The sequence below is a fragment of the Streptomyces sp. NPDC051976 genome (assembly GCF_040680795.1).
In the GTDB taxonomy this organism is placed as follows: domain Bacteria; phylum Actinomycetota; class Actinomycetes; order Streptomycetales; family Streptomycetaceae; genus Actinacidiphila.
In genome coordinates this window covers 48,238-71,671 of sequence record NZ_JBFAXL010000004.1, presented here as the reverse complement: position 1 = coordinate 71,671, position 23,434 = coordinate 48,238, and the positions used below count along the sequence as shown (strand labels likewise).

The window sequence follows — 23,434 nt, the reverse complement described above, 5'->3', positions numbered from 1 at the left end:
CGACCCGCAGCCCGTAGGCCCGCGCGACCAGGCCGTGGGCCAGTTCGTGCAGCCCGAGGCTGACCCACAGCACGCAGCCGACAGCGGTCAGCGTGACCGGCTCCCCGTACAACCGCCGCGTCTCGTGGGCGAGTTCGCCGAAGCAGACGCCGACCATCACCAGGACGGCCGCGGCCAGCGCGAGCAGCACGACGACGACGGAGCGGCGGCGGGCGAAGGCGGTGGCGGCGTGCAGCCGGTCCATCAGCGCGGGCGCGTCGGCGACCAGCCGGGTCCGCCCGGTCAGCAGCGACGGCTTCGGCGCCGGCGAGGCGATGGCGGCGGCCGCCGGGCGCACCACCGGCCGCCCGCCGTCGAGGAGTTGCCGGGTGGACAGCAGCCGCAGCATCTGCTGCCACTGCGCGTCGCCGAGCCGCGCGCCGAACCTGGCGGCGTACTCCGCCCCGATCTCGGCGAGCGAGTGCGCGCCGTCCAGCCGGGCGATGATGAAGTGCTCCTTGGCCCCGACCTCCAGCCGCACCCCGGTGACCGGGTCCTTGAGCAGATGCACCGGCACCGGCCCGCGCATCAGGGCCGGGCCGACCAGGATGTCGGGGCGCAGCGCCGGACGCAGTTCCAGCAGCCCGCCGGTCGTCACGGCGCCGCCGACGGCTGGGGTTCGCGCAGCGCGCGAGCCAGGACGTAGGACAGGAACGCCTCGTCGCGTACGGTCACCGACAGCCGGTTGTTGGTCATGTGCATATACGGCGACAGCAGCATCGGCAGCGCCTGGTCCGGGTCGGTGACCGGCAGGTCGCGGGTGCCGTCCCAGGAGCGGAAGACCAGGTCGCCGCCCTCGGCCAGCGCCACCACCCGCTCGCGCAGGTCGAGGCAGTGCTCGGCCCAGCCGCGCAGGAACCCCGGCAGCCGTTCGGGCGCGGGCTCCGCGACGGCCCGCCGTATCTCCTGGAAGCGGCGCGGCAGCGCGTCCATCGTGCCGTAGGCCCGGTCGTAGCCGTCCTGGGCGGTGTAGTTGGTGCCGGAGAAGGCCGAGTTCCAGAACTCGTGGTAGCGGTCGAGGAATCCCAGCAGCGCGTCCTCGTCGCGCAGCAGGCAGCCCGACATGGTCATCATCAACTGCGCGGACACGCCCAGCAGTACGGTCCGCAGGTGCAGGTTCATCGACCCCACCGCGTCGGTGACCAGGTCGCTGGAGTGCTGGAAGTGCCACTCGGCCAGCTCGACGCCGGCGGGACCGCCGTACTTGCCGTACTCGGGCTCGTACGGCTCGGGGCTGAAGGTGTTGTTGGGCCGCAGCCGCATGTTGCCGCTCTCGTCCACCAGCCCGTTGCGCTCGCCGCCGGGGAACTCCAGCTCGAACAGGGTGTTGTACAGCTCGGCGAGGAAGCCGCCCTTCACCTCGTAGAGCGCGGGGCGCTTGCGCAGGAAGGCGTCGATCGCGGCGGTCGCGCGGGCGGTGACCACCGGCGCGGCCTGCGGGGAGGAGGGCCGCAGCCGCAGCCGGATGTGCGGGCCCTCCAGCCAGTAGTTGATGAAGAAGTGGCCGCTGAGCAGGCCGTCGCGGGTCAGTGCCTCGATCAGCGGCTTGGCGCACTGCAGCAGGAAGGGGCGCGGGCTGGCGGCGTAGAAGACGTGGAACGCCTGCCAGTCGCCGCGCGTCTCGCCGTTGGCGGCCGCGGGGGGCGTGGTCACAGGGGGCTTGGTCACAGGGAACTGTCCTGCCTTCCGTGGCGGGCCGCCCCGGCCGGTGCGGCCGCGCGGGGGACGATTTCCACGGCCAGTTCGGCGACGTGGTGGCCGCGCGGCGAGCGGACGTGCAGCTCGTCCTCGCCCGGCAGCATCTCCTCGAAGACGGTCCTGGTCCGGCCGCCGCCGGCCAGCCCGTCGAGGGCGATCAGGGACAGCGGGCTGTCGAAGTCCACGTAGAGCGGCTTGGAGCCGCCGAAGACGGCGCCGAACCCGACCGGACCGCCCTCCGCGCCGTCGTCCGCCGTCCCGCCCGGCGCCTGGTGCACGGTGGCGAAGACCCGGTCGGGCAGCCCGTGGTCGCGCCGCCAGCGCTGCCAGCGCAGGAAGAACTCCGCCTCGTCTAGGCCGGGTTCGCGTACCGGCAGCGCGCCGGGCGCCGCGGTCCAGGACCGCCGGTGGAGTACGAGGCTGCGGTAGCGGACCCGGGGCCGGGCGGTGACGCCGTCGGTGGCGGGTCCGTCCGGGACTCCGCGCCACACGTCCACCGAGGCCCGTGAGGTCGGCGAGAACAGCAGCAGGGTGCGCGGCACTTCGGGCAGCACCATGGGCACGAGGTAGCCGAGGTAGAGCGGGACGACCTCGCGGCCGAGCCGCCGGGAACGCAGCACCAGCCGGTCGTCGTCGGTGTCGTGCTCGGCGTAGAGGTCGTCCAGGTCGATCCGGCCCTCGGCGGGGACGGTGCTGCTCTCGCCGGGGCAGACGATCTCGTAGTCGGTCAGGCGGCCGTGCAGGTTGAGGTTGGTGGTGGCGGATCCCGCGGTGATCTCGGCGAAGACGGCGCCTGGCGGCTGCCACTCGCGAAGGGTCTCCCGCAGTCCCGCCGACATGCCCCCGGCGCCGTGCGCCGTGCCTGCTTCCGTGCCCGCGTCCGCGCCCGCCTCCGCCTCCGCCTCCGCGTCGAAGCAGTGCGTGAACCGGGTGAAGGGGAAGCACAGACCGCCGTAGGAGTTGTTGAGGACCACCAGCGGGTCGTGCTCCCGGCGGGCGAGCTGAAGGAAGTGGCTGTGCGGGGCGAACGACCCTCCCAGGGGCGCCAGTTCGGCCGTGACGGCGGACACCGTCTCCTCGTCGAGGCTGAGTTCCTCGGACGGTCCGGCCGCCGGGGCGCCGCTGCCGGGGTGCGCGGCCCACCGCTCCCGCATCCGCCGGGTGAACTCGGCGCGGGCCCGGTCGAGCGCGGTGACCTCGGGCATGCCCAGCCAGTTCTCCTCCGCCGCGTGGCTGCCGTCGGCCGCCCAGGGCGACTTGAGCGAGGTGAACTGCAGGTACTGCGTGAAGATGTCCTCGTGGAAGTCGTGGACGAGGCGCAGCAGGTCGTCGCAGCGGCCGCCACGACCGTAGCGGGCGAGGAAGAAGCCCTTGAGGGTGAGCCGCTGCGGCAGGGCCACGTCGAAGGCGGGCAGCATGCCGGTCAGCGTGTGCAGCGGCGCGGCGGCCAGCTCCGTCCACTCGGTGAGGTCGGCCTCGACCCGGCCCTCCCGGACGTCCTCGTAGAGCAGCGTCTGCGGCAACGACGGTGCCGCCGCGCCCAGTTCGCGCTGGAGGTCGAGGAGGTCGCGGCGGAGTGCGCCGAGCAGGGCGCGCCGGGAGGCGGCGTCGGCCCGCGGGTATCCGGCCACATGGGCGGCGGGGGCGTTCAGCCGGTCGGCCGTGTCGTCGGCCCAGTCGCGGTCGAGGACGCGCAGTGCCTGCTGGAACGCCCGTAGCGGGTCCGGCGCGTGGACGTCGGTGGCCAGTCCCGTCGTCTGCAGGATGCCCAGGTCCAGCAGCGTGGCGGCGTAGTGCGCGGCCTCGTCGGCCGTCGCTCCCGTCTCGCGGGTCAGCCAGTCGGCCAACTCGGCGTACCGCAGCGGGCGTTCGCCGTGGAAGAGGGCGATCATCCGTTCCAGGGTGCCGCTGTGGCGCAGGAAGAACAGCCGGTCGTGCGCTGCGTCGAAGCTCACCGCGGCGCTGTCGTCCCCCGCGGTGACCGAGCGGCGGACGAACCGGATGCGGTCCTCGTCCAGTTCCCATCCGGCGGACAGCGCGACCGGCAGATCGCCCCTGCGCCGCTCGTCGGCGGCGATCAGCTCGGCGAGCCGGGCCAGCACGACCACGTTCAGCCGGGGATGGCTGGTCCAGGCGCCGCCCGCCCGCACGTCCGGGTCGGCCGTGACCGGGGTGAAGCGGCCCTCGGCGACCGCCGTGAACGTACTGAACGGGCTGGTCTTGCACGCCGTCCGGTAGACGTACGACAGCAGCGAGCGCTCCTTCTTCCTGGCGCGCTTGTCGGGGGTGGCCGAGCGGTCGGCGATGAAGGCGTCGAGCTGGCCGTCGAGGGTGGGCGAGGCCAGCGCGAGGGCCAGCCGCAGCCGTTCCTCACCGGCGAGGTCACGCAGTGCGGCGCGGCTGCCCGCCAGGTCGCGGCCGAGCAACGGGCCGCCCTCGGCGCGTAGTTCCTCCAGCCGCAGCCGCGCCTCGAGCCAGCCGGTGAGCAGGTCGCCGGTGCCGCCGCCGATGGCCGCGGCCAACTCCCGCACCACCTCGGGGTCGCGCGGCAGCCGGTCGTTGAACACCTGGCGGCGCAGGGCCAGCACGGCGCGCCGCTCCTGGTCGTCCTCGGTCGCCTTGACCAGTACGGTCAGCGGGTCGCTCAGCTCGGCGCCCAGCCGCGACAACCGCTGCTCCGCGTCCAGCACCCGGTCGGCCCAGGCACGCGTGTCGGGGCAGCGCAGCCCGTCCACGGCCTCCACCGGCAGCCCCGCGACCCGCAGCATGAAGCGGCGATGGAGGACGAAGTCCCGCTGCCCGGAGCTGGATTCGTCCGCCCCGGCCCCGGCCTGCCCGACCGCGGTCCGTCCCGTCGTGCCGTGTCCGGGCGCGGTCTGTCCGACCGGAGGCTGTCCGGCCGCGAGCTGCCCGGTCGTGCCGTGTCCGGCGGCTGTCTGCCCGGCGGCAGCCTGTCCGGTCGGAGCCCCGGCCTGTCCGGTCGGGTTCTGCCCCGCGGCAGCGGTCCCGCTCATCGTGCTGTCTCCCTCGTGAGTGCGCACGGCCCGGTCAGACGATCTCGTAGTGGAAGTCGGCCGGGCGGGGGCGCTCGTGGCCGATCATCATGATCAGCAGCGGTACCTCGCCGGTCTCTTCGAGCCCGAGTTCCTCGGTGAAGGAGATCGCGTCGAAGCCGAGCGCGACACCGCAGGACAGGTCGGCCGCGGCGGACGCGGTGTAGACGGCCTGCGAGACCGCCCCCACCACGGCGTTGACCAGCCGGTAGCCGCGGTCGCCGATCGCGTCCAGCACGGCGCCGGTCCGGGCGGCGGGCACGATGACCGCCGCCGCCTGCTCCAGGTTGTAGTTGGCCAGGAAGTAGTTGCGCTGCAGGAACTCCCCCGGCGGCCCGCTGCGGATCAGCCGCAGGCTGCCGTCGCTGCCGTCGCTGGGATCGTGCAGGTAGACGCCCTGCGGTATGCCCGCCACATGGTTGACGAAGACGTACAGCCGGGTGAGCGGCCCGGCGCCGGGGGTCTCGGTGTCGCTGTCGAGGGTGCCCGCGGCCCCGGCGGCGGCCAGCACGGTCGACAGCGCGTCGGCGGGCAGCGGCTGGGTGGCCTGGAAGCGGCCGAAGCTGCTGCGGCGGGCCCGCAGCGCGGTGCGCACCCCGGCGTCCAGCTCACGCGGTGCGGGCAGCGCGGTCCGCTCGCCGCCCGGCGGCACCGGCAGCGCGAGCGCGCCGTCCAGGACGCCCGGCGCGGGCCGGTCCGCGGCGCCTTCGAGGGTCGCGGCGTGCATCCGCTCCACGGTCTCGAACTCCGTGACGGCGTGCGAACGTTCCTGGTCGGCGCGGTGCACCCGCGGCGGCAGCGCCGCCTGACCGCCCTGCCCGGCCTCGGCCGCCGCACCGCCCTCCCAGGTCAGCGGCACCACCGCGAAGACGCCCTCCTCGCGCGCGGTGAGTCCCAGCAGGCCGCCGAGCCGCTCCTCGTCGAACCACAGCGCGGGGCCGATGTGCAGTCCGTGGGCCCGGGCCCAGATCCGCCAGGTCTCCACGAGGGCGCCGATGTCCATGGTGACGACGTGGTAGCTGAAGCTGTTGTACTTGAAGGCGTTCTGCCAGAACCGCACGCTCAGCACGAGGAACTGGGTGTGCCCGGCACCGGGTTCACCCCCGCCCAGCGCGGAGCGGACCTCGCCGCTGACGTCTCCTGCCAGCAGCCGCCGCATGTCGTGGTGCGGTGTGGAGTAGTAGTAGACGCCCGGCGTCAGCGGGCCGCCCGCACCGCACACCCAGTGCACGCCAATCGGGTAGAGCCCGCCGCCCGAGGCGGTGCCCCGCGACCAGTTGGCCTGGGTGTACATCGGCAGCGTGCCCAGGTCGGAGTTGGCCTGCACGGCGAGCCTGCGCCCCACCAGACCGTACGAGTCCTGCAGCATCCCGGCCAGCAGCGGCAGGGTGAACGCGCCGTCCTCGCGCGGCCCGAACAGGCCGCGCTGCACGGTGGCCGACCCGGGCACCTCGGTGCGGGGCAGCGGGAACGCCTGCGCGCCCGGGAAGTGCTTGCCCTTCCTCGGCCGGTCCGCCCAGTCCGGCACCCAGTCGGCGGGCTCCATGGGGAACCTGCCGCGCCGGACGATCGCGGTCGCGTACTCATGGGCGAATCCCACGGGCGTTCCTCTCTCGCTGTCGAGCGAACTCACGGGCAGTCAGGGGAAGGGATGCGGAGCCAGGTTGATGTCGTCAGCCATCAAGTCCCGGGGGTGCAGTCCCGCTTCGCGAAGCGCCGTACGCAACCGGGGCATGTGCAGGGCGCGTTGTCGGCTCCAGCCGAAGTCGATCGGCAGCAGTCCCGGTACGAGGACGCCCGCGGTGTGGAAGCCGAGGTCGCGCTGCTCGGGCATGGTCTGGTCGATGACGATCACGTCGAACCCGGCGTCGGCGACCGCGGTCACGCAGTGCTCCACGTCGTCGCGCAGGTCGTCGGCGGGGGGCAGGGTGGCGGCGGCCACGGCCGCGAGCGAGGTGTGCGGCCGGTCGCCACGCAGCAGGAAGTCGGCGTAGGACGCCATCTCCGGCAGGCCGTACATCAGCGGGTGGTCGTGCAGCACCTGGACGCGGCCGAAGTCGGCGGCCATCGCGCGCAACCGGCGCTCGTCGCGTGCGGTGCGGCGGCGCAGGTTGACCGCGTCGGTGGCGATCTCGCACAGCCCGGCGGCGAGCGCCGCCTCCGGGTCGAGTCCGGCGCCCGCGCCGAAGCAGAGCCGGCCCAGGCCGCCGTCGACGCGTTCGGCGACCGCGGTGACCACCGGGATCGGGAAGGTGACGCGGGTGTCGAAGAAGCGCGCCCGGTACCCGTACATCGCGAGCCGGTCGATCATCGCCCGGGTCTCGGGGCGACCGCTGCCGGACGCGTCGATCTCGGGCAGCGGCGCCCTGCCGTACCAGGCGAGCAGGAACGCGTCGCGCTCGACGACCTCCATCAGCCCGAAGTAGACGGCCTCGGCCAGACTGCCGCCGGACGCACAGCCGTTGGAGCTCTCCTGCACGAACCGGTTCTCCAGGCCGCCGGGCGCGTGGTAGTAGGCGAGGATCTCCGGTACGAGCAGGGCCCGGCGGTCCCGCAGCGACCAGCCCCACACCCAGGGGATCGGCCGGTCCGGGTCGAAGGGGCGTACGGCGGGCTCGGCGCGGTGGAACGCGTCGGTGTAGAGCCCGCAGTCGCGCGGGTCGAGTGCCTGGTCGCCGAGTTCGTGGTAGGTGGCGGTGACCTGGGTGCGCTTGCCGCGCGGGCGCATCCCCGCGAAGCGTTCCAGCCCTTCGAGCAGGCCGACGCGCTCGCTGGAGCGGTAGCGCGGGGTGTGGCCGCCCCAGAAGCACTCGCGCAGGTAGTCGCCGGAGCGCAGCAGGAACGAGCCGACCGTCGAGGACGTCGACGCGGACGTCAGATCGGGGACCACGGACGGGCCGAGCATCCCGGCCGCCGGGTTCACGAACGCCTCGAACGGGATGTCGTAGTCGTCGGCGGGCCGCAGCCGGAACTCCCCGGGCGCGGGCTTGGGGGACGGCGCCAGCGCGATCCTCGCGTCCCGCGCGGTGTCGGCGGGGCGGTCACCGCAGCGCGGGCACTCCGCGTCCGGGACGAGCGCGAAGCGGGTGACGCGCAGCGTCTCCAGGTCCACCAGGAACGCGTACGGGAAGCGGCCGTCGGCCGCCGCGGCCGTGCGGTGCGCCGCGACCAGCGCCGCCAGCCCGTCCACGGCGAAACCCGTCCCGCGCGGCGCCTCCCCCGCCGCCCGCGTCCCGTTCCCGGTCTCCAGTGCCTCCCGCAGCGCCCGCGTCCGTACGCTCTGCCAGCGCCGCGCCAGGCAGCGCGCGCAGCCCGCCGCCCCGTCCGGTGTGAAGGGGCCGAGCAGCGCGTGGTGCCCGTACAGCATCAACGCGGCGCCGTCGCCCGCCGGTTGGGCCTCGTCGCCCGGGACCTCCAGCTCGTCGCGGACGCCGAGCGCGGAGATCCGCACCGCGCACCGCCCGGCCCCGTCGTGGGTCGCCAGGCTCGCCGACAGCCGGGTGGCCAGGGAGGCGCAGGCGGCGGTCAGCGGGCCGGTGAAGGCGGTGGTCACCGGCGGGGCGGGGGCGGCGGGTTCAGTGCGCACGGTGCGGGGTGGTGGTGAGCAGGACGCGGGTGGCGTGGACGCGGGCGGCGGCCAGGTCGGGGACGGGGGTCGGGGCGAGGAGGACGTCGTGGCCGTCGGCGCGCAGCCGGGCCGCCACGGCGGACCAGGTCGTCGCCGCCGTGTCGCCCGTGGTCTCGCCGGTGACCGCGAGCGTGCCCGGGTCCAGGTCGGTGAGGAGCGGGTCCCCCGGGTCCAGGTCCGCCTGCGCGGTCTGCACCGCGCCGAGCAGGTCGCGTACCGCTTCGAGCGCCGCGTCCCGCGGCCGGGGCCCGCTGCCCGTGGCCCAGTGCCAGCGGCCCGAGACGGGGTCGGCGGCGCGGGCCAGGACGACCGGCAGCGGGTGCTCCCCCGGCAACCCGAGGGCGAGCACCTCCAGCTCGACGCCGAGTCCGGCGGCGGAACGGGCGAGGAAGGTGAGTTCGGCGTCGTCGACGTCGGCGGCCGGGTCGACCCGGGCGACGGTGACGGCCCCGGCGAGGGCGCGGCGCAGCACGTGGTGGGCGAGCGCGGTGCGCAAGCCCCGGGTGACGGCCTCGGCCGCCGTACCGCCCGCGCCGCTGCCCGCGGCCGTCACCTCGACGACCCGGTCGCGGTTGTGCGGGCCGAACGGCCGTACCGCGGCCGCCGGTACGAGCAGCGTCTCGCCGCTCAGCAGCGAGGTCGCCGCGCACCACTTGGCGATCCGCTCGGCGGGCACGCCGAGCCCGCCCGTGATGGTCAGCCCGGCGGGATCGGCGGCGCGCCACTTCTCCCGCGCCGCCTCCAACTCCGCCCCGCCCAGCGGCTGCGGGGCGGGCACCACATGCTCCACGTACACCTCGGCCGCCCGGTACAGGGCGCGCAGCCGGGCCCCGGCGACATGGTGGATGTCGTACGCGGTGATCTCCCGGCGTCCGCGGTGCCCGGTGCCGAGTGTCACGCTGCTGACCTTGAGCGGTGTCTGCGCCCAGTTCTCGTCGGCGAACCGCTCGAACACCCCGGCGTTCGGCTGCACGAGTACGGCCCGGTCGGTGATCTCGGCCAGCGCGGCCTGCGCGGCATCCTCCTCGGCCGCACCGTCGGCGGGCGACCCGGCGGGCAGGGTGCCTGCGCCCGGCGACGATGCCGCCGACGCGGGCGGTGCGGTCGCTGTGCCGCTCGGCGTGGCACTCTCCGTCGCCGTCGCCGCATCCGTGCCCAATTCCGCGTCCAGCGACGCGAGTTCGACTGTCTGGTCCGGCGCCGAAGGCGCCTGGGCGGCGGTGCCGCAGCGGGGGCAGCGGGGGTGGGGCAGCAGGGGTTCGGCGGCGGTGTCGAGGGAGTCGAGGTCCTGGACGATGAGTTGACCCGTGGTTTCGGCGGGGAGGACGCCGGTGGTGAGGCGGAAGACCTCGTAGCCGAGCAGGTTGCCGACCATCGCGGCGAGCGGGCCGCCGATGGTGCGGGCCGCCGCGTCGCGGGGACCGGCGGGGGCCACCGCACTCCAGACGTCGGCGGCTTCCGCCGCCCGGCCGTTGGCGCCGAGCCGCAGGACGGCGCAGGTCCAGCAGCCGACGCTGTCGGCGGTCATCAGCGGCCCGATCACCACGGACTCGCCGAACGTCCAGGCGGGCAGCAGCCGTCGGCCCGCGGGGACACCGGCCGCGAGGAGCTGGGCGATCTGGCGCGGGCCGCGGTCGCCGGTGACCAGCACCACGTCGTAGCCGTCGAGCTGGTCCCAGTCGTAAGTGCCGGGTGCGGCGCCGCCGTCGGGGGCGGCGTCCAGCAGGGTGAGGTCGACGGGGCAGCCCACCTCCAGCAACTGCCGTGCCTCCTCGGTGACTTCGCCGAAGCGGTTGTCCGGGCCGTCGATCGACGGCGGCACGGCCACCGCGGCGCAGCCGTTGCGTATCAGGCTCAGCGCGGCCCAGCGGGCGAGCGCGTCGTCGCCGAGCACGGCCACCCGCGCCTCGCGGAAGTCCTGGAAGCGGCCCACGGCGCCGTCGGTGTAGTGGTCGACGTAGTCGATCTGCTCGGCGAACCGCTCGGCGACCGCGGGAAGCGGCGCCACCGCGTCGGTCGGCGCGGGTTCCGCGGCCCGGGCGAAACCACGCGCGTAGAGAGTGCCTACCAGCTGGACCACCATCGCGCGCTGCTTCTCGCCGAGCCCCTGGCAGAGGGCCGCCACGGTGTGGTCGCCGGTGAGGTGCGGCACGATCAGCGTGGCGAAGCGGTAGGCCGACGGCATGACGACGCTGAAGCCGCCGCGGGCGTTGTGGAAGTGCACGCCGGTGGGCGTCTGCGTGTAGAGCACGTCCCGGCGGATGCGCGGCCGGGTGTCGGCGATCTCGTCGTACGTTGACACCATGTCAGTCACGCCTCCGTCGGATGCAGTTCCGCGGCGCTGGGCCGCTGGGGGTGGATGGGGGATGGTCCGGGTGTCCCGGCGTGGGCGGCGCCGACCCCGCCTGCCGCCGCGGCGCGGGTGAAGACCCGCAGCAGCTCGTGCATCCGGTAGTGGCCGCGCGGCCCTTCTTCCAGCAGCCCCGCGCCGACCAGGCTGTCGAGGACGCGGCCGCCGGCCACCGGTTCGCCCGCGACGGGGTCGCCCTCGGCACACGAGTCCTCCGCGGGTCCCGCCTCCGGCCGCCCTGCGCCTGAGCGCTCGCCCGCGAGCCAGTCGGCATCGGAACGGTCGCCCGCGGACCGGTCGGCTTCGGACCGGCCGTCCCGGAACCCGTCGGCCCGCGCCCCGGACGCGTCGGCCGAGGACCGGTCCGCCGCCGAGAGCCCGGCCCCGGACCTCCCGGCCGACCGCCCGGCAGCGGACTGCCCGGCGCCAGAGCCACCGGACCACCCCGCGGCACGCCCGGCAGCGGACCCCCCGGCCCCGGACCTCCCGGCCTCCGGCCGGTCCCGCTCCGCCGCCTCGCCGCCCGCCGGTTCACCGCGCAGGATGGACAACTCCAGGCGCTGCAGGGCGGGTCCGGGGTCGACGCCGAGCTGCTGGGCCAGGTGCGTCTTGAGCCGCCGGTACTCGCCGAGGGCCTCCGCACGGCGGCCGACGCGGTGGAGCGCCTCCATCAACTGCTCGGTGAAGCGCTCGTGCAGCGGGTGCGCGCGGGCGGTGGGCCAGATCTCGGCGACCGCCTCGCGATATCGGCCGCACGCCAGTTCGAGGTCGAAGACGCGCTCGATCGCCCGCAGCCATTCCTCGTGCAGCCGCGGCACCTCGTCACGGTGCAGCAGATCGGAGGGGACGTTGCCCAGAAGCGGAGGCTGCCAGAGGGCGAGCGCGGCGCGCAGCAGCCGCAGTTCCTCGTCGGCGTCGCCGGTCGCATAAGCCCGGTCGAGCACTTCACGGAACTGCACCAGATCGAGGGTGTCCGCGTCCGCCGTCAGGCGGTATCCGCCGGGCACCGCCTCGATCGTGTTGCCCGCGATCCCGTATTTGCCGAAGAGGCGGCGCAGCCGCAGCACGCAACTGTGCAGTGCCGACTTGGCCTGCGCCGGAGTCTCCTCACCCCAGATCACCCGCTGCAGGAAATCGGCGGAGACCACCGAATTCGCATTGAGCAGCAATGCCGCGAGAAGGGCGGCAGGCCGTGACGGCTGCAGCACCACGGATTCACTGCCGTCCGTGACGGCCAGCATTCCGAGTACGGTAAAGCGGGTGGGCGAGTTCAGTCCCGGCGGTACACCGCCGGGAGTCTTCTGTAATTCCGTGTTGTTTGTGAGTGCATTGGACCAGACCACCAATCCACCATCCCCGTAGCCCCGTATTGACCGCCGGCACACTCGGCTGTTGTGGGCCGAGACGAGGCCACATCGCTTGTGGGTGTTGCCTATTGGCGGTCAGGGAGGAGAGTACGGCAGCGCGCTTTACCTTGTCTAGGGGAAAGAAGCAGCGGGCGCGCGGCCTCCGGCACGGAACCGAGAATTCGGACATATCTCTCAGTATTGCGCCAGTGTAAAGCGACATTTTCCGCCGCTCTTACCCACCGGCTTTATGTACGACACCTTGGAAGGCGAGTGCGCCTTTCCGCAGCAGACTGCAGCCGTTGAATACTTGACAAAAGACGGACGCTGTATTCCGTGACAGTTCCGGCCGCCGCCCGCACATCACCGATGAGCGGCGGAACACCCGTCTGAGCTGCGGCGCGATCGGGGCCGGCGGCCGGGCGCGGCGAAGCACCCGGCGAAACCGGAGAGGGCGGCGAGCGGAAGCGGAGGGGGCGCGCTGCGGCACGCGGGGCGGATCGGGGGCCGCCGGGCGGCCCGTATCCGCCGGTCGGCGCGGCCGAGACTTGACAGCCGCCGCTGGGCTGATTCACTGTTCCACAAGACAGAAAACAACTTCCGCAATACGGAAGGGGCGCACCTAGTGAGCTTCTCGGACGCGCGCTTCGACGTGAACCTCTCGATCCTGTTCACCGAACTCCCGCTGCTGGAGCGGCCCGCGGCCGCCGCCGCGGCGGGCTTCGACGCGGTCGAGCTGTGGTGGCCGTGGCCCGACAACCCCACTCCCGACCAGGCGGAGCTGGACGGGCTGCGGTCCGCGCTCGACGCGGCCGGGACCCGGTTGGTCGGCCTGAACTTCTACGCCGGGCAGCTGCCGGGCCCGGACCGCGGCGCGCTGTCGCTGCCCGGCACCGAGAGCGAGCGCTTCCGCGCAAACATCGACGTGGCCACGGACTTCGCCGCCTCCGTCGGGTGCACCGCGCTGAACGCGCTGTACGGCAACCGGGTCGAGGGCACCGATCCGGCGGTCCAGGACGCCCTGGCCCTGGAGAACCTGGCGCTCGCCGCCCGGGCCGCCGACCGGATCGGCGCGATCCTGCTGATCGAGGCGCTGAACGCGCCGGAGTCGCCGCTGTACCCGCTGGTCAGCGCCCCGGCCGCGGTCGAGGTGGTGGACCGGGTCAACGCGGCGACCGGCCTGGACAACGCCCGCTTCCTGCTCGATCTGTACCACCTGTCCATGAACGGCGAGGACCTCCCGGCGGTCGTCGACGCCTACGCCGACCGGACCGGCCATGTGCAGATCGCCGACAACCCCGGCCGCGGCGCGCCCGGCACCGGCACGCTGCCGCTGGCCGACCTGCTGTCCCAGCTGCGGAAGGCCGGGTACGCCGGTTGGACCGGGCTGGAGTACAAGCCCTCGGCGGCCGGTTCCGCCGCCTCCTTCACCTGGCTCTCCTGAGCCCGCCGCACGGCGAGGTCCGCCGCGGCCGACTGTTCGCACGCTGTCCTGAGAGGATCTCATGAGCACCAACCTTCCCAAGATCGCCTGGATCGGACTCGGCATCATGGGCTCCCCCATGGCCGAGAACCTGATCAAGGCGGGGTACTCCGTCACCGGCTACACGCTGGAGCAGGAGAAGCTGGACCGGCTGGCCGCCAACGGCGGCACCGCCGCCTCCTCCATCGCCGAGGCCGTCAGCGGCGCCGACGTCATCATCACGATGGTGCCCGCCTCCCCGCAGGTCGAGGCGATCGCCTACGGCGAGGACGGCATCCTGGCGAACGCCAAGCCCGGCGCCCTGCTGATCGACACCTCGTCGATCACCCCGCAGACCTCGGTGGACCTGGCGAAGGCCGCCGCCGACAAGGGCATCCGGGTGCTGGACGCGCCGGTCTCCGGCGGCGAGGCCGGTGCGATAGAGGCGGTGCTGTCGATCATGGTCGGCGGCGAGCAGGCCGACTTCGACACTGCCCGCCCGATCCTGGACAAGCTCGGCAAGACCGTGGTGCTGTGCGGCCCGCACGGCTCCGGCCAGACCGTGAAGGCCGCCAACCAGCTCATCGTGGCGGTCAACATCCAGGCGTGCGCGGAAGCCGTGGTCTTCCTGGAGAAGTCCGGCGTGGACCTGTCCGCGGCGCTGGAGGTGCTGAACGGCGGTCTCGCCGGTTCCACCGTGCTGACCCGTAAGAAGGACAACTTCCTCCAGCGGCAGTTCGCCCCCGGCTTCCGGATCGACCTGCACCACAAGGACATGGGCATCGTCACCGACGCCGCGCGCAACGTCGGCGCCGCGCTCCCCGTGGGCTCCGTGGTGGCGAACCTGGTGGCCTCGCTGCGCGCCCAGGGCGACGGCGGCCTCGACCACTCGGCGCTGCTGCGCGGTGTCGAGCGGCTGTCCGGTCTTCCCGTCAAGGACTGACGACCGGACCCCACAAACGCCGTCCGGCGGTGCGTGACCTGTCCTGTCGCGCCAAACGCACCGCCGGGCGGGACCAACCGTCTGTCCCGCAGACCCGGGCCGTCCACCCCACCCTCGCGACGCCCCTTCGTCGCTCCAGTACCCGCCCGCCATGGAAGGCGTCATGCCCAAGCACACGCTGACAACCGAGTCCGGCGCCCCGGTCGCCGACAACCAGAACTCCGCCACCGCCGGCGTCGGCGGCCCGCTCCTCCTCCAGGACCAGCACCTGCTGGAGAAGCTCGCCCGGTTCAACCGCGAGCGCATCCCGGAGCGCGTGGTGCACGCGCGCGGCTCGGGCGCGTACGGCCACTTCGAGGTGACCGACGACGTCACCGGCTTCACGCACGCCGACTTCCTGTCCGAGATCGGCCGGCGTACCGAGGTCTTCGTCCGCTTCTCCACCGTCGCCGACAGCCTGGGCGGCGCGGACGCGGTGCGTGACCCGCGCGGCTTCGCGCTGAAGTTCTACACCGCCGAGGGCAACTACGACCTGGTCGGCAACAACACCCCGGTGTTCTTCATCAAGGACCCGCTGAAGTTCCCGGACTTCATCCACTCGCAGAAGCGCGACCCGTTCACCGGTGTCACCGAGCCGGACAACGTCTGGGACTTCTGGGCGCACTCCCCCGAGGCCACCCACCAGATCACCTGGCTCTTCGGCGACCGCGGCATCCCGGCCTCGTACCGGCACATGAACGGCTACGGCTCGCACACCTACCAGTGGACCAACGCCGAGGGTGAGGCGTTCTTCGTCAAGTACCACTTCAAGACCAACCAGGGTGTGCGCTGCCTGTCGGCCGAGCAGGCCGCGGAGCAGGTCGGCGCGGACGCCAACTCGCACCAGCGCGACCTGGTGCACGCGATCGAGCGCGGTGTGAAGCCGTCCTGGACGCTGCACGTGCAGATCATGCCGGCGGCGGACGCGGCGGAGTACCGCTTCAACCCGTTCGACCTCACCAAGGTGTGGCCGCACAGCGACTACCCGCTCCAGCGGGTCGGCCGCCTGGTGCTCGACCGCAACCCGGACAACGTCTTCGCCGAGGTCGAGCAGGCGGCGTTCTCGCCGAACAACTTCGTGCCGGGCATCGGCCCGTCGCCCGACAAGATGCTGCAGGGACGGCTGTTCGCGTACGCCGACGCGCACCGCTACCGGCTGGGCGTCAACCACACGCAGCTGCCCGTCAACGCGCCGAAGGCCACCGAGGCGGCCAACTACGGCCGCGACGGCCTGCACGCCACCCACGGCGGCGCCCGCTACGACCGGTACGCCAAGAACTACGAGCCGAACTCGTACGGCGGCCCGGCCGAGACCGGCCGCCCGCTGTCCGCGCCGCTGGCCGTCACCGGCTGGACGGGCACCCACGCGGCGGCCGAGCACGTCAAGGACGACGACTTCTTCCAGGCCGGCGAGCTGTACCGGCTGATGTCGCCCGAGGAGCGGTCGCGGCTGGTGGCGAACATCGCGGGCAGCCTGTCCCAGGTCACCCGGGACGACGTGGTGGAGAAGAACCTCGCCCACTTCCACGCGGCGGACACCGAGTACGGCACGCGGGTCGCGGAGGCCGTGCGCGCCCTGCGCGAGGACTGACCCGCGCTCCACGCGGGTCGACAGGACCGGCCCGCGTCGTACGGCTTCTGAGGGGTAGCCGTGCGGCGCGGGTTTCCGGCATGCCCCAGGCGCCCGTTTCGCGCCACCCGTCCGTTCGGGCGCTGTCCCCGTCCCCCGTCGCCCCGCCGGTCCTGCACTATGGAGGTGCACCACGTCATCGGCGCAAAACGCCGCGGCCGACCGGGAGTTGTGACCATGGCAGAGAGCGTGCTCGTACGCTGTCCGGCCTGCGACCGGAAGCACACGTACACCGCACCGACGTTCCCGTGCGCCTGCGGGACGCCGCTGGCGCTGAGGGTGCAGCTCGGCGGGGCGCCGCAGGCCGTCCGCCATCTGTCGTGGGAGGACTCCTGGGTACGGCTGCGCTGCCCCGACTGCGGGCGCGCCGACGAGTGGCCGCAGCCGGAGTTCGACTGCGACTGCGGGACGGTGGTGCGGCTGCCGGTGGCCGGTGAGGCGGCGGACGAGGGCGCCCGGCTGCCCGTACCGCATCCGCCGGGGTCGGCTCCCGCGCCGACCGGGGCGGTGCCGCCGCCGCCGATGGCGCGGCCGCCCTTCCGGCCGGTGACCATCCGCACCGGGCGGGACGCGCTGACGGCCGCCGCGCAGTATCTGAAGTGGCTGGGCTTCTCGGGCGTACGGCTGGCGGGTGACCGCACCGCCAACGGCATCGACCTGCGCGGGGACGGCCTGGTCGCCCAGGTCGACCCGAGCACCCAGCCCACGGCGCTGCGCGATGTGGAGTGTCTCTGGCTGAACTGCGCCAACGAGGACGCCATAGGGGCCTTCTTCTCGCTGGCGGGCTACGCGCACAACGCCAGGCTGCGCGCCGACCAGCTCGGTGTGCCGCTGTTCGTGATGGACCTGACGGGCACCCCGCAGCCGGTCAACGACGCGGCGGACACCCTCATCCGCAACGGCCCCGGCACGCCCGCGCACTGACCTCCGCCCGCCCGAAGGCGCCCGGCAACTGCACCACGCCGGGCGCCTTTTCGCTGCCCGGAAGCCGCCGCGATCCGCCCGGCGCAGGTGCTCCCTTGACGCCCCGCGGCACCACCGCTTACGTTACTTCCATATCGCAGAACTACTTTTCCACATTACGGAAACACCGTGGAGGTAGGACGCGGACGAGCTGACGCTAGGAGAGGGAGTCCTCATGTCTCGTATGACCGCCGCCCGTGCGGCCGTGGAGATCCTCAAGCTGGAGGGCATCGACGTCGCGTTCGGCGTGCCGGGGGCCGCGATCAACCCCTTCTACGCGGCGCTGAAGGCGTCCGGCGGCATCCGCCACACGCTGGCCCGGCATGTCGAGGGCGCCTCCCACATGGCCGAGGGCTACACCCGCACCCACCCGGGCAACATCGGTGTCTGCATCGGCACCTCGGGCCCCGCGGGCACCGACATGATCACCGGGCTCTACTCCGCGACCGGCGACTCCATCCCGATCCTGTGCATCACCGGCCAGGCGCCGACCTCGGTGATCCACAAGGAGGACTTCCAGGCCGTCGACATCGCCTCGATCGCCAAGCCGGTCACGAAGGCCGCCACGACCGTCCTGGAGGCCGCGCAGGTCCCCGGCGTCTTCCAGCAGGCGTTCCACCTGATGCGGTCGGGACGGCCCGGCCCGGTGCTGATCGACCTGCCGATCGACGTGCAGCTCACCGAGATCGAGTTCGACCCGGAGACGTACCAGCCGCTGCCGGTCTACAAGCCGACCGCCACCCGCGCCCAGGTCGAGAAGGCGATCTCGTACCTGCTGGCGTCCGAGCGGCCGCTGATCGTCGCCGGCGGCGGTGTCATCAACGCCGACGCCTCCGACCTGCTGGTGGAGTTCGCCGAGCTGACCGGCACCCCCGTCGTGCCGACCCTGATGGGCTGGGGCGCCATCCCCGACGACCACGACCTGAACGCGGGCATGGTCGGTCTGCAGACCTCGCACCGCTACGGCAACGCCACGTTCCTGGAGTCGGACTTCGTCCTGGGCATCGGCAACCGCTGGGCCAACCGCCACACCGGCTACAAGCTCGACGTCTACACCAAGGGCCGCACCTTCGTGCACGTCGACATCGAGCCGACCCAGATCGGCAAGATCTTCGCCCCGGACTACGGCATCGCCTCCGACGCCAAGGCCGCGCTCACCCTCTTCGTCGAGGTGGCCCGCGAGCTCAAGGCCGCCGGCCGGCTGCCGGACCGCCGCGAGTGGATCGACGCCACGCTGGAGCGCAAGGCGACCCTGCACCGCCGTACGCACTTCGACAACATCCCGATGAAGCCGCAGCGGGTCTACGAGGAGATGAACCGGGCGTTCGGCCCCGAGACGCGCTACGTCACCACCATCGGCCTGTCACAGATCGCGGGCGCGCAGATGCTGCACGTCTACAAGCCGCGGCACTGGATCAACTGCGGCCAGGCGGGCCCGCTGGGCTGGACGATCCCGGCCGCACTCGGTGTCGCCACCGCCGACCCGGACGCCCAGGTCGTGGCGCTCTCCGGTGACTACGACTTCCAGTTCATGATCGAGGAGCTGGCGGTCGGGGCGCAGCACCGCATCCCGTACGTCCACGTCCTGGTCAACAACTCCTACCTGGGGCTGATCCGGCAGGCGCAGATCGGGCTCGGCATCGACTTCCAGGTCAACCTGGAGTTCGAGAACGTCAACTCGCCCGAGCTGGGCGTCTACGGCGTCGACCACGTCAAGGTCGCCGAGGGCCTGGGATGCAAGGCGATCCGGGTCACCGACCCGGCCGAGCTGGGCGCGGCCTTCGAGCAGGCCAAGAAGCTCGCCGCCGAGCACCGGGTGCCGGTCGTGGTCGAGGCGATCCTGGAGCGGATCACCAACATCTCGATGTCCACCACGGCCGACATCAGCAACGTGGTCGAGTTCGAGGAGCTGGCCACCGAGCCCGGCCACGCGCCGACCGCGATCCGCCCGCTGGTCAGGTCCGTTCCGGCGAGCTGAAGTCCTCCCGCAGCTCCACCTTGCGGATCTTGCCGCTGACCGTCATCGGGAAGGCGTCCATGATCCGCAGGTGGCGCGGCACCTTGAAGTGCGCCAGCCGGCCCGCGCAGAACTCCGCCACCTCGGCGAGGCTGGGCGGGTCGGCGGGGTCGCGGGGGATGACGCAGGCCAGGATCTCCTCGCCGTACCGCTCGTCCGGGACCCCGACCACCTGCACGTCGGCGATCTTGGGGTGGCTGTAGAGGAACTCCTCGATCTCCCGGGGGTAGACGTTCTCGCCGCCCCTGATGATCATGTCCTTGATCCGGCCGACGACCGCGAGATAGCCGTCGTCGCGCATCACCGCCAGGTCGCCGGTGTGCATCCAGCGGGCGGAGTCCACCGCCTCGGCCGTACGCTCCGGCTCGTCCCAGTAGCCGAGCATCACCGAGTAGCCCCGGGTGCACAGCTCACCCGGTTGTCCCCGCGGCAGGGTCACTCCGCTGGTTGGATCCACGATCTTGACCTCCACGTGCGGCAGCGCCCGGCCGACGGTGGCGGTGCGGTGCTCCAGGCCGTCGTCGCGCCGGGTCTGGGTGGAGACCGGCGAGGTCTCGGTCATCCCGTAGCAGATCGACACCTCGGCCATGTGCATCTCGGTCATCACCCGCTTCATCACCTCCACCGGGCACGGCGAACCGGCCATGATGCCGGTACGCAGCGAGGTGAGGTCGTAGCCGGCGAAGTCCGGCAGGCCCAGCTCGGCGATGAACATGGTGGGGACGCCGTAGAGCGAGGTGCAGCGCTCCTGCTGGACGGCGCGCAGCGTGGCGGCGGCGTCGAAGGACGGGGCCGGGATCACCACGCAGGCGGCGTGGCTGGTGGCGCCGAGATTGCCCATCACCATGCCGAAGCAGTGGTAGAAGGGCACCGGCAGGCAGATCCGGTCCTCCTCGGTGTAGCCGACCGTCTCCCCCACGAAGAAGCCGTTGTTGAGGATGTTGTGGTGGGAGAGCGTGGCTCCCTTGGGGAAGCCGGTGGTGCCGGAGGTGTACTGGATGTTGACCGGGTCGTCGCAGCTCAGCGTCGCTTCCACGGCGGCCACCCGGTCCGCGGGCACCCCCGCCGCGGCGTCGAGGAGCGTGTCCCAGGACGGGTCGCTGATGTGCAGCACCTCGCGCAGCTCCGGGCAGCGGCCGCGGACCTCGGCGACCATCGCGCGGTAGTCGCTGCCGCGGTGCTCGGTGGAGGCGACCAGCACCGAGATGCCCGCCTGCCGCAGCACGAACTCCACCTCGTGCACCCGGTACGCCGGGTTGATGTTCACCATCACCGCGCCGATCCGCGCGGTGGCGTACTGCACCAGCACCCACTCGGGGCAGTTGACCGCCCAGATGCCGACCCGGTCGCCCTTGCCGACGCCGAGGCCGAGCAGCCCGCGGGCCACCTGCTCCACGGCCGCGCCGAACTCGGTGTACGTCCAGCGGCGCCCGCTGGCCATGTCGACCAGCGCCTCCCGGCCCGGGTGCGCGGCGATCGCCCGGTCCAGGTTGCGCCCGATGGTGTCGCCGAGCAGCGCGGTGCCGCCCGTGCCGTGGGTGTACGAGGGCTCGCTCACCGGTAGTCCTCCTCGTGGAACTCGGCGCTTCCGTCGTGCATGGTCCGCTCGCGCAGTTCGATCCGGCGGATCTTGCCCGACACGGTCTTGGGCAGTTCGGCGAACTCCAGCCGCCGGACGCGCTTGTACGGGGCGAGCACGGCCCGCGAGTGGGCGAAGATCGCCTTCGCGGTCTCCCCGTCGGGCTGCCAGCCCTCGGCCAGCACCACGTACGCCTTGGGCACGGCCAGCCGCAGTTCGTCCGGGGCCGGGACGACGGCGGCCTCGGCCACCGCCTCGTGCTCCAGCAGCGCGCTCTCCAGCTCAAACGGCGAGATCTTGTAGTCGGACGCCTTGAAGACGTCGTCGGCGCGGCCGATGTAGGTGATGTAGCCGTCCGCGTCCCGGCTGCCGATGTCGCCGGTGCGGTAGTAGCCGCCCGCCATCGCCTCCGCCGTCAGGTCGGGCGCGCCCGCGTAGCCGGCCATCAGGCCGACCGGGCGGGGGGACAGGTCGAGGCAGATCTCGCCCTCGTCGCCGGGCTCGCCGGTGACCGGGTCGAGCAGCGTCACCGTGTAGCCGGGGGTGGGCCGCCCCATGGACCCGGCCTTGACCTGCTGGCCGGGGGTGTTGGCGACCTGCACGGCGGTCTCCGTCTGGCCGAAGCCGTCGCGGATCACCACGCCCCAGGTCCGCCGGACGTGCTCGATGACCTCGGGGTTGAGCGGCTCGCCCGCCGCCACCACCTCGCGCGGCGGGGTGCGCAGCGCGCTCAGGTCGGCCTGGATCAGCATCCGCCACACCGTCGGCGGGGCGCAGAAGCTGGTCACCCCGCAGCGGTCCATCTCGGCCATCAGCCGGGCAGCGTCGAAGCGCGTGTAGTTGTGCACGAAGACGGTGGCCTCGGCGTTCCACGGCGCGAACAGGTTCGACCAGGCGTGCTTGGCCCATCCGGGCGAGGAGATGTTGAGATGGACGTCGCCGGGCCGCAGCCCGATCCAGTACATGGTGGTCAGATGCCCGACGGGGTACGAGACGTGGGTGTGCTCGACCAGTTTGGGCTTGGCGGTGGTGCCCGAGGTGAAGTACAGCATCAGCGGGTCGGCCGCCCGGGTGGGGCCGTCCGGCACGAAGACCGGGTCGGCCGTACGGGAGTCGGCGTAGGAGAGCCAGCCGGGCACCGTGTCGCCGACCGCGATCCGGGTGTAGTCGCCGGGGACGTCGGCGAACTTGGCCGTGTCGGCGTCCCGTACCAGGGCGTGCCGGGCGCCGCCGCGGTCGATGCGGTCGCGCAGGTCGGCCGGGCCGAGCAGCGGTGTCGCGGGGATGACGACGGCCCGCAGCTTCATCGCGGCCAGCGTGATCTCCCACAGCTCGGCCTGGTTGCCGAGCATCACCACCATCCGGTCCCCGGCCCGGACGCCCTGCGCCCGCAGCCAGTTGGCGACCCGCGCGGAGCGCTCGGCCATCTCGCGGAACGAGATCCGGGTCTCGCCGCCGTCCTCCTCGACGATCCACAGCGCGGGCCGGTCGTTGCCCTCCGCGATCACGTCGAACCAGTCGAGCGCCCAGTTGAAGAGTTCCGGCTCCGGCCAGCGGAAGCCCTCGCGGGCGGCCGTATAGTCCTCCCGGTGCCGCAGCAGGAAGTCCCGGGCGGCCCGGAATTCGCCGGTCGCCTCCGTTGCCGCCATGTGTCCTCCTCGGTGATGGGCCCCTCGGTAGCATCGTGCGGTAGTGACCTGGGTCTCACTACCCCCGGACGGGGGTGCTGGGCCGCCCGGGTCGGTGGGAGGTGGAGCGAGTGGACGGTCAGCGGGCCGACGCGGTGCACGTACGGGCCGCACTGCTGCGGATGCGCAGGTCGGGCATGCTGCCGGTGGCCTTCGGCGGTCTGGTGGCCGGGCCCGCGGGCGGGCTGGGCAGCTACGGCACGGCGCGCGCCTTCACCATCTCCGAGCTGTCCGGCACCGACACCGAGTCGCTGCGCGGGCTGACCATCGCCACCGGCAACGGCCTGGGCGGCAAGACCCTGGCCATGGGCCGCCCACTGTCGGTCATCGACTACGGCGCCTCCCGGGTGATCAGCCACGAGTACGACCCCGCCGTCGCCGCCGAGGGCCTGCGGTCGGTGCTTGCCGTGCCGGTGGTGGTACGCCGCCAGGTGCGCGGCATCCTCTACGGCGCCCTCCGGCAGCCGTACGCGCTGGGCGACCGGCCGATGGCGGTGGCGATGGACGCGGCGCGCGACCTGGAGCAGACGCTGGCGGTCAGGGACGAGGCACGGCGGCTGCTGGCAGTCGCCCGGCAGCAGCCGGTGACCGCCAATCCGCGGGCCTGGCAGGAGGTCCGCGAGGCGCACTCGGAACTGCGGGCGCTGGCGCTGCGCATCCCCGATCCGCATCTGCGGCAGGAACTGCTGACGGCCTGCGCCCGGCTGGCCACGGCGGCGACGGAGCCCGGCGACCGGGACACCCGCCCGGTCGCGCTCACCCCCCGCGAGCTGGACGTGCTGACCGCCATCGCCTCCGGCGCCACCAACTCCTCCGCCGCGGTACGGCTGCGGCTGCGGCCGGAGACCGTCAAGAGCTATCTGCGCTCGGCGATGCGGAAGCTGGGCGCGCACACCCGGCTGGAGGCCGTGGTCGCCGCCCGGCGGGCGGGGCTGCTGCCCTGAGGGCGCCACCCCCGGCGGCCCTCCCCAGGTCGTAAGGACCGCCGCCCGGAAAATA

General features: G+C 73.0%; 13 protein-coding genes and 1 pseudogene. 6 read left to right on the top strand and 8 right to left on the bottom strand.

Annotation, left to right across the window (positions count from 1 at the left end; all coding sequences use genetic code 11):
• Positions 1–633: 633 nt before the first annotated feature.
• The 6 genes and pseudogenes from AB0M29_RS06045 to AB0M29_RS06020 form a co-directional block, all read right to left on the bottom strand.
• Positions 634–1,707 (bottom strand): lantibiotic dehydratase C-terminal domain-containing protein, encoded by a 1,074-nt coding sequence (locus tag AB0M29_RS06045; RefSeq protein WP_365379572.1) that lies wholly within the window; start codon positions 1,705–1,707, stop codon positions 634–636.
• A complete protein-coding gene (locus AB0M29_RS06040) occupies positions 1,704–4,751 on the bottom strand; it encodes a lantibiotic dehydratase (protein ID WP_365379569.1) in 3,048 nt (1,015 codons plus the stop codon). The genes AB0M29_RS06045 and AB0M29_RS06040 overlap by 4 nt, the downstream gene beginning before the upstream one ends.
• A gap of 34 nt (positions 4,752–4,785) precedes the next feature.
• Entirely contained in the window at positions 4,786–6,390 is a 1,605-nt protein-coding gene (locus AB0M29_RS06035) for a nitroreductase family protein (protein WP_365379567.1), read from the bottom strand.
• A gap of 39 nt (positions 6,391–6,429) precedes the next feature.
• A complete protein-coding gene (locus tag AB0M29_RS06030) occupies positions 6,430–8,376 on the bottom strand; it encodes a TOMM precursor leader peptide-binding protein (RefSeq protein ID WP_365379564.1) in 1,947 nt (648 codons plus the stop codon).
• Positions 8,366–10,723 (bottom strand): TOMM precursor leader peptide-binding protein, encoded by a 2,358-nt coding sequence (locus AB0M29_RS06025; protein ID WP_365379561.1) that lies wholly within the window; start codon positions 10,721–10,723, stop codon positions 8,366–8,368. The genes AB0M29_RS06030 and AB0M29_RS06025 overlap by 11 nt, the downstream gene beginning before the upstream one ends.
• 575 nt (positions 10,724–11,298) lie before the next feature.
• Positions 11,299–12,009, bottom strand: a pseudogene (locus AB0M29_RS06020) (BTAD domain-containing putative transcriptional regulator); the annotation flags it as partial.
• Positions 12,010–12,739: 730 nt separating this feature from the next.
• Between AB0M29_RS06020 and AB0M29_RS06015 the strand changes: the two are divergent.
• The 5 genes from AB0M29_RS06015 (at position 12,740) to gcl (ending at position 19,129) form a co-directional block, all read left to right on the top strand.
• Positions 12,740–13,558, top strand: a complete 819-nt coding sequence (locus AB0M29_RS06015; RefSeq protein WP_365379559.1) for a TIM barrel protein — start codon at positions 12,740–12,742, stop codon at positions 13,556–13,558.
• Positions 13,559–13,619: 61 nt separating this feature from the next.
• Positions 13,620–14,519, top strand: coding sequence for a 2-hydroxy-3-oxopropionate reductase (locus AB0M29_RS06010; RefSeq protein WP_365379557.1), 900 nt, complete (start codon positions 13,620–13,622; stop codon positions 14,517–14,519).
• 163 nt (positions 14,520–14,682) lie between these two features.
• Positions 14,683–16,149 (top strand): catalase, encoded by a 1,467-nt coding sequence (locus AB0M29_RS06005; RefSeq protein WP_365379554.1) that lies wholly within the window; start codon positions 14,683–14,685, stop codon positions 16,147–16,149.
• 216 nt (positions 16,150–16,365) lie between these two features.
• The gene (locus tag AB0M29_RS06000) at positions 16,366–17,112 is read left to right on the top strand and encodes a hypothetical protein (RefSeq protein WP_365379551.1); all 747 of its coding nucleotides are present in this window, start codon (positions 16,366–16,368) and stop codon (positions 17,110–17,112) included.
• A gap of 214 nt (positions 17,113–17,326) precedes the next feature.
• Positions 17,327–19,129, top strand: a complete 1,803-nt coding sequence (gcl, locus tag AB0M29_RS05995; protein ID WP_365379548.1) for a glyoxylate carboligase — start codon at positions 17,327–17,329, stop codon at positions 19,127–19,129.
• On the opposite strand, the gene AB0M29_RS05990 is transcribed toward gcl, so the two are convergent.
• Together AB0M29_RS05990 and AB0M29_RS05985 are read right to left on the bottom strand one after the other, a co-directional pair.
• A complete protein-coding gene (locus AB0M29_RS05990) occupies positions 19,107–20,726 on the bottom strand; it encodes an AMP-binding protein (RefSeq protein WP_365379545.1) in 1,620 nt (539 codons plus the stop codon). The two genes, gcl and AB0M29_RS05990, sit on opposite strands and share 23 nt — an antisense overlap.
• Positions 20,723–22,396 (bottom strand): AMP-binding protein, encoded by a 1,674-nt coding sequence (locus AB0M29_RS05985; protein ID WP_365379542.1) that lies wholly within the window; start codon positions 22,394–22,396, stop codon positions 20,723–20,725. The genes AB0M29_RS05990 and AB0M29_RS05985 overlap by 4 nt, the downstream gene beginning before the upstream one ends.
• A 161-nt stretch (positions 22,397–22,557) precedes the next feature.
• Here AB0M29_RS05985 and AB0M29_RS05980 point away from each other — a divergent pair, with 161 nt between their 5' ends.
• Positions 22,558–23,379 (top strand): LuxR C-terminal-related transcriptional regulator, encoded by an 822-nt coding sequence (locus tag AB0M29_RS05980; protein ID WP_365380228.1) that lies wholly within the window; start codon positions 22,558–22,560, stop codon positions 23,377–23,379.
• Positions 23,380–23,434 lie beyond the last annotated feature (55 nt).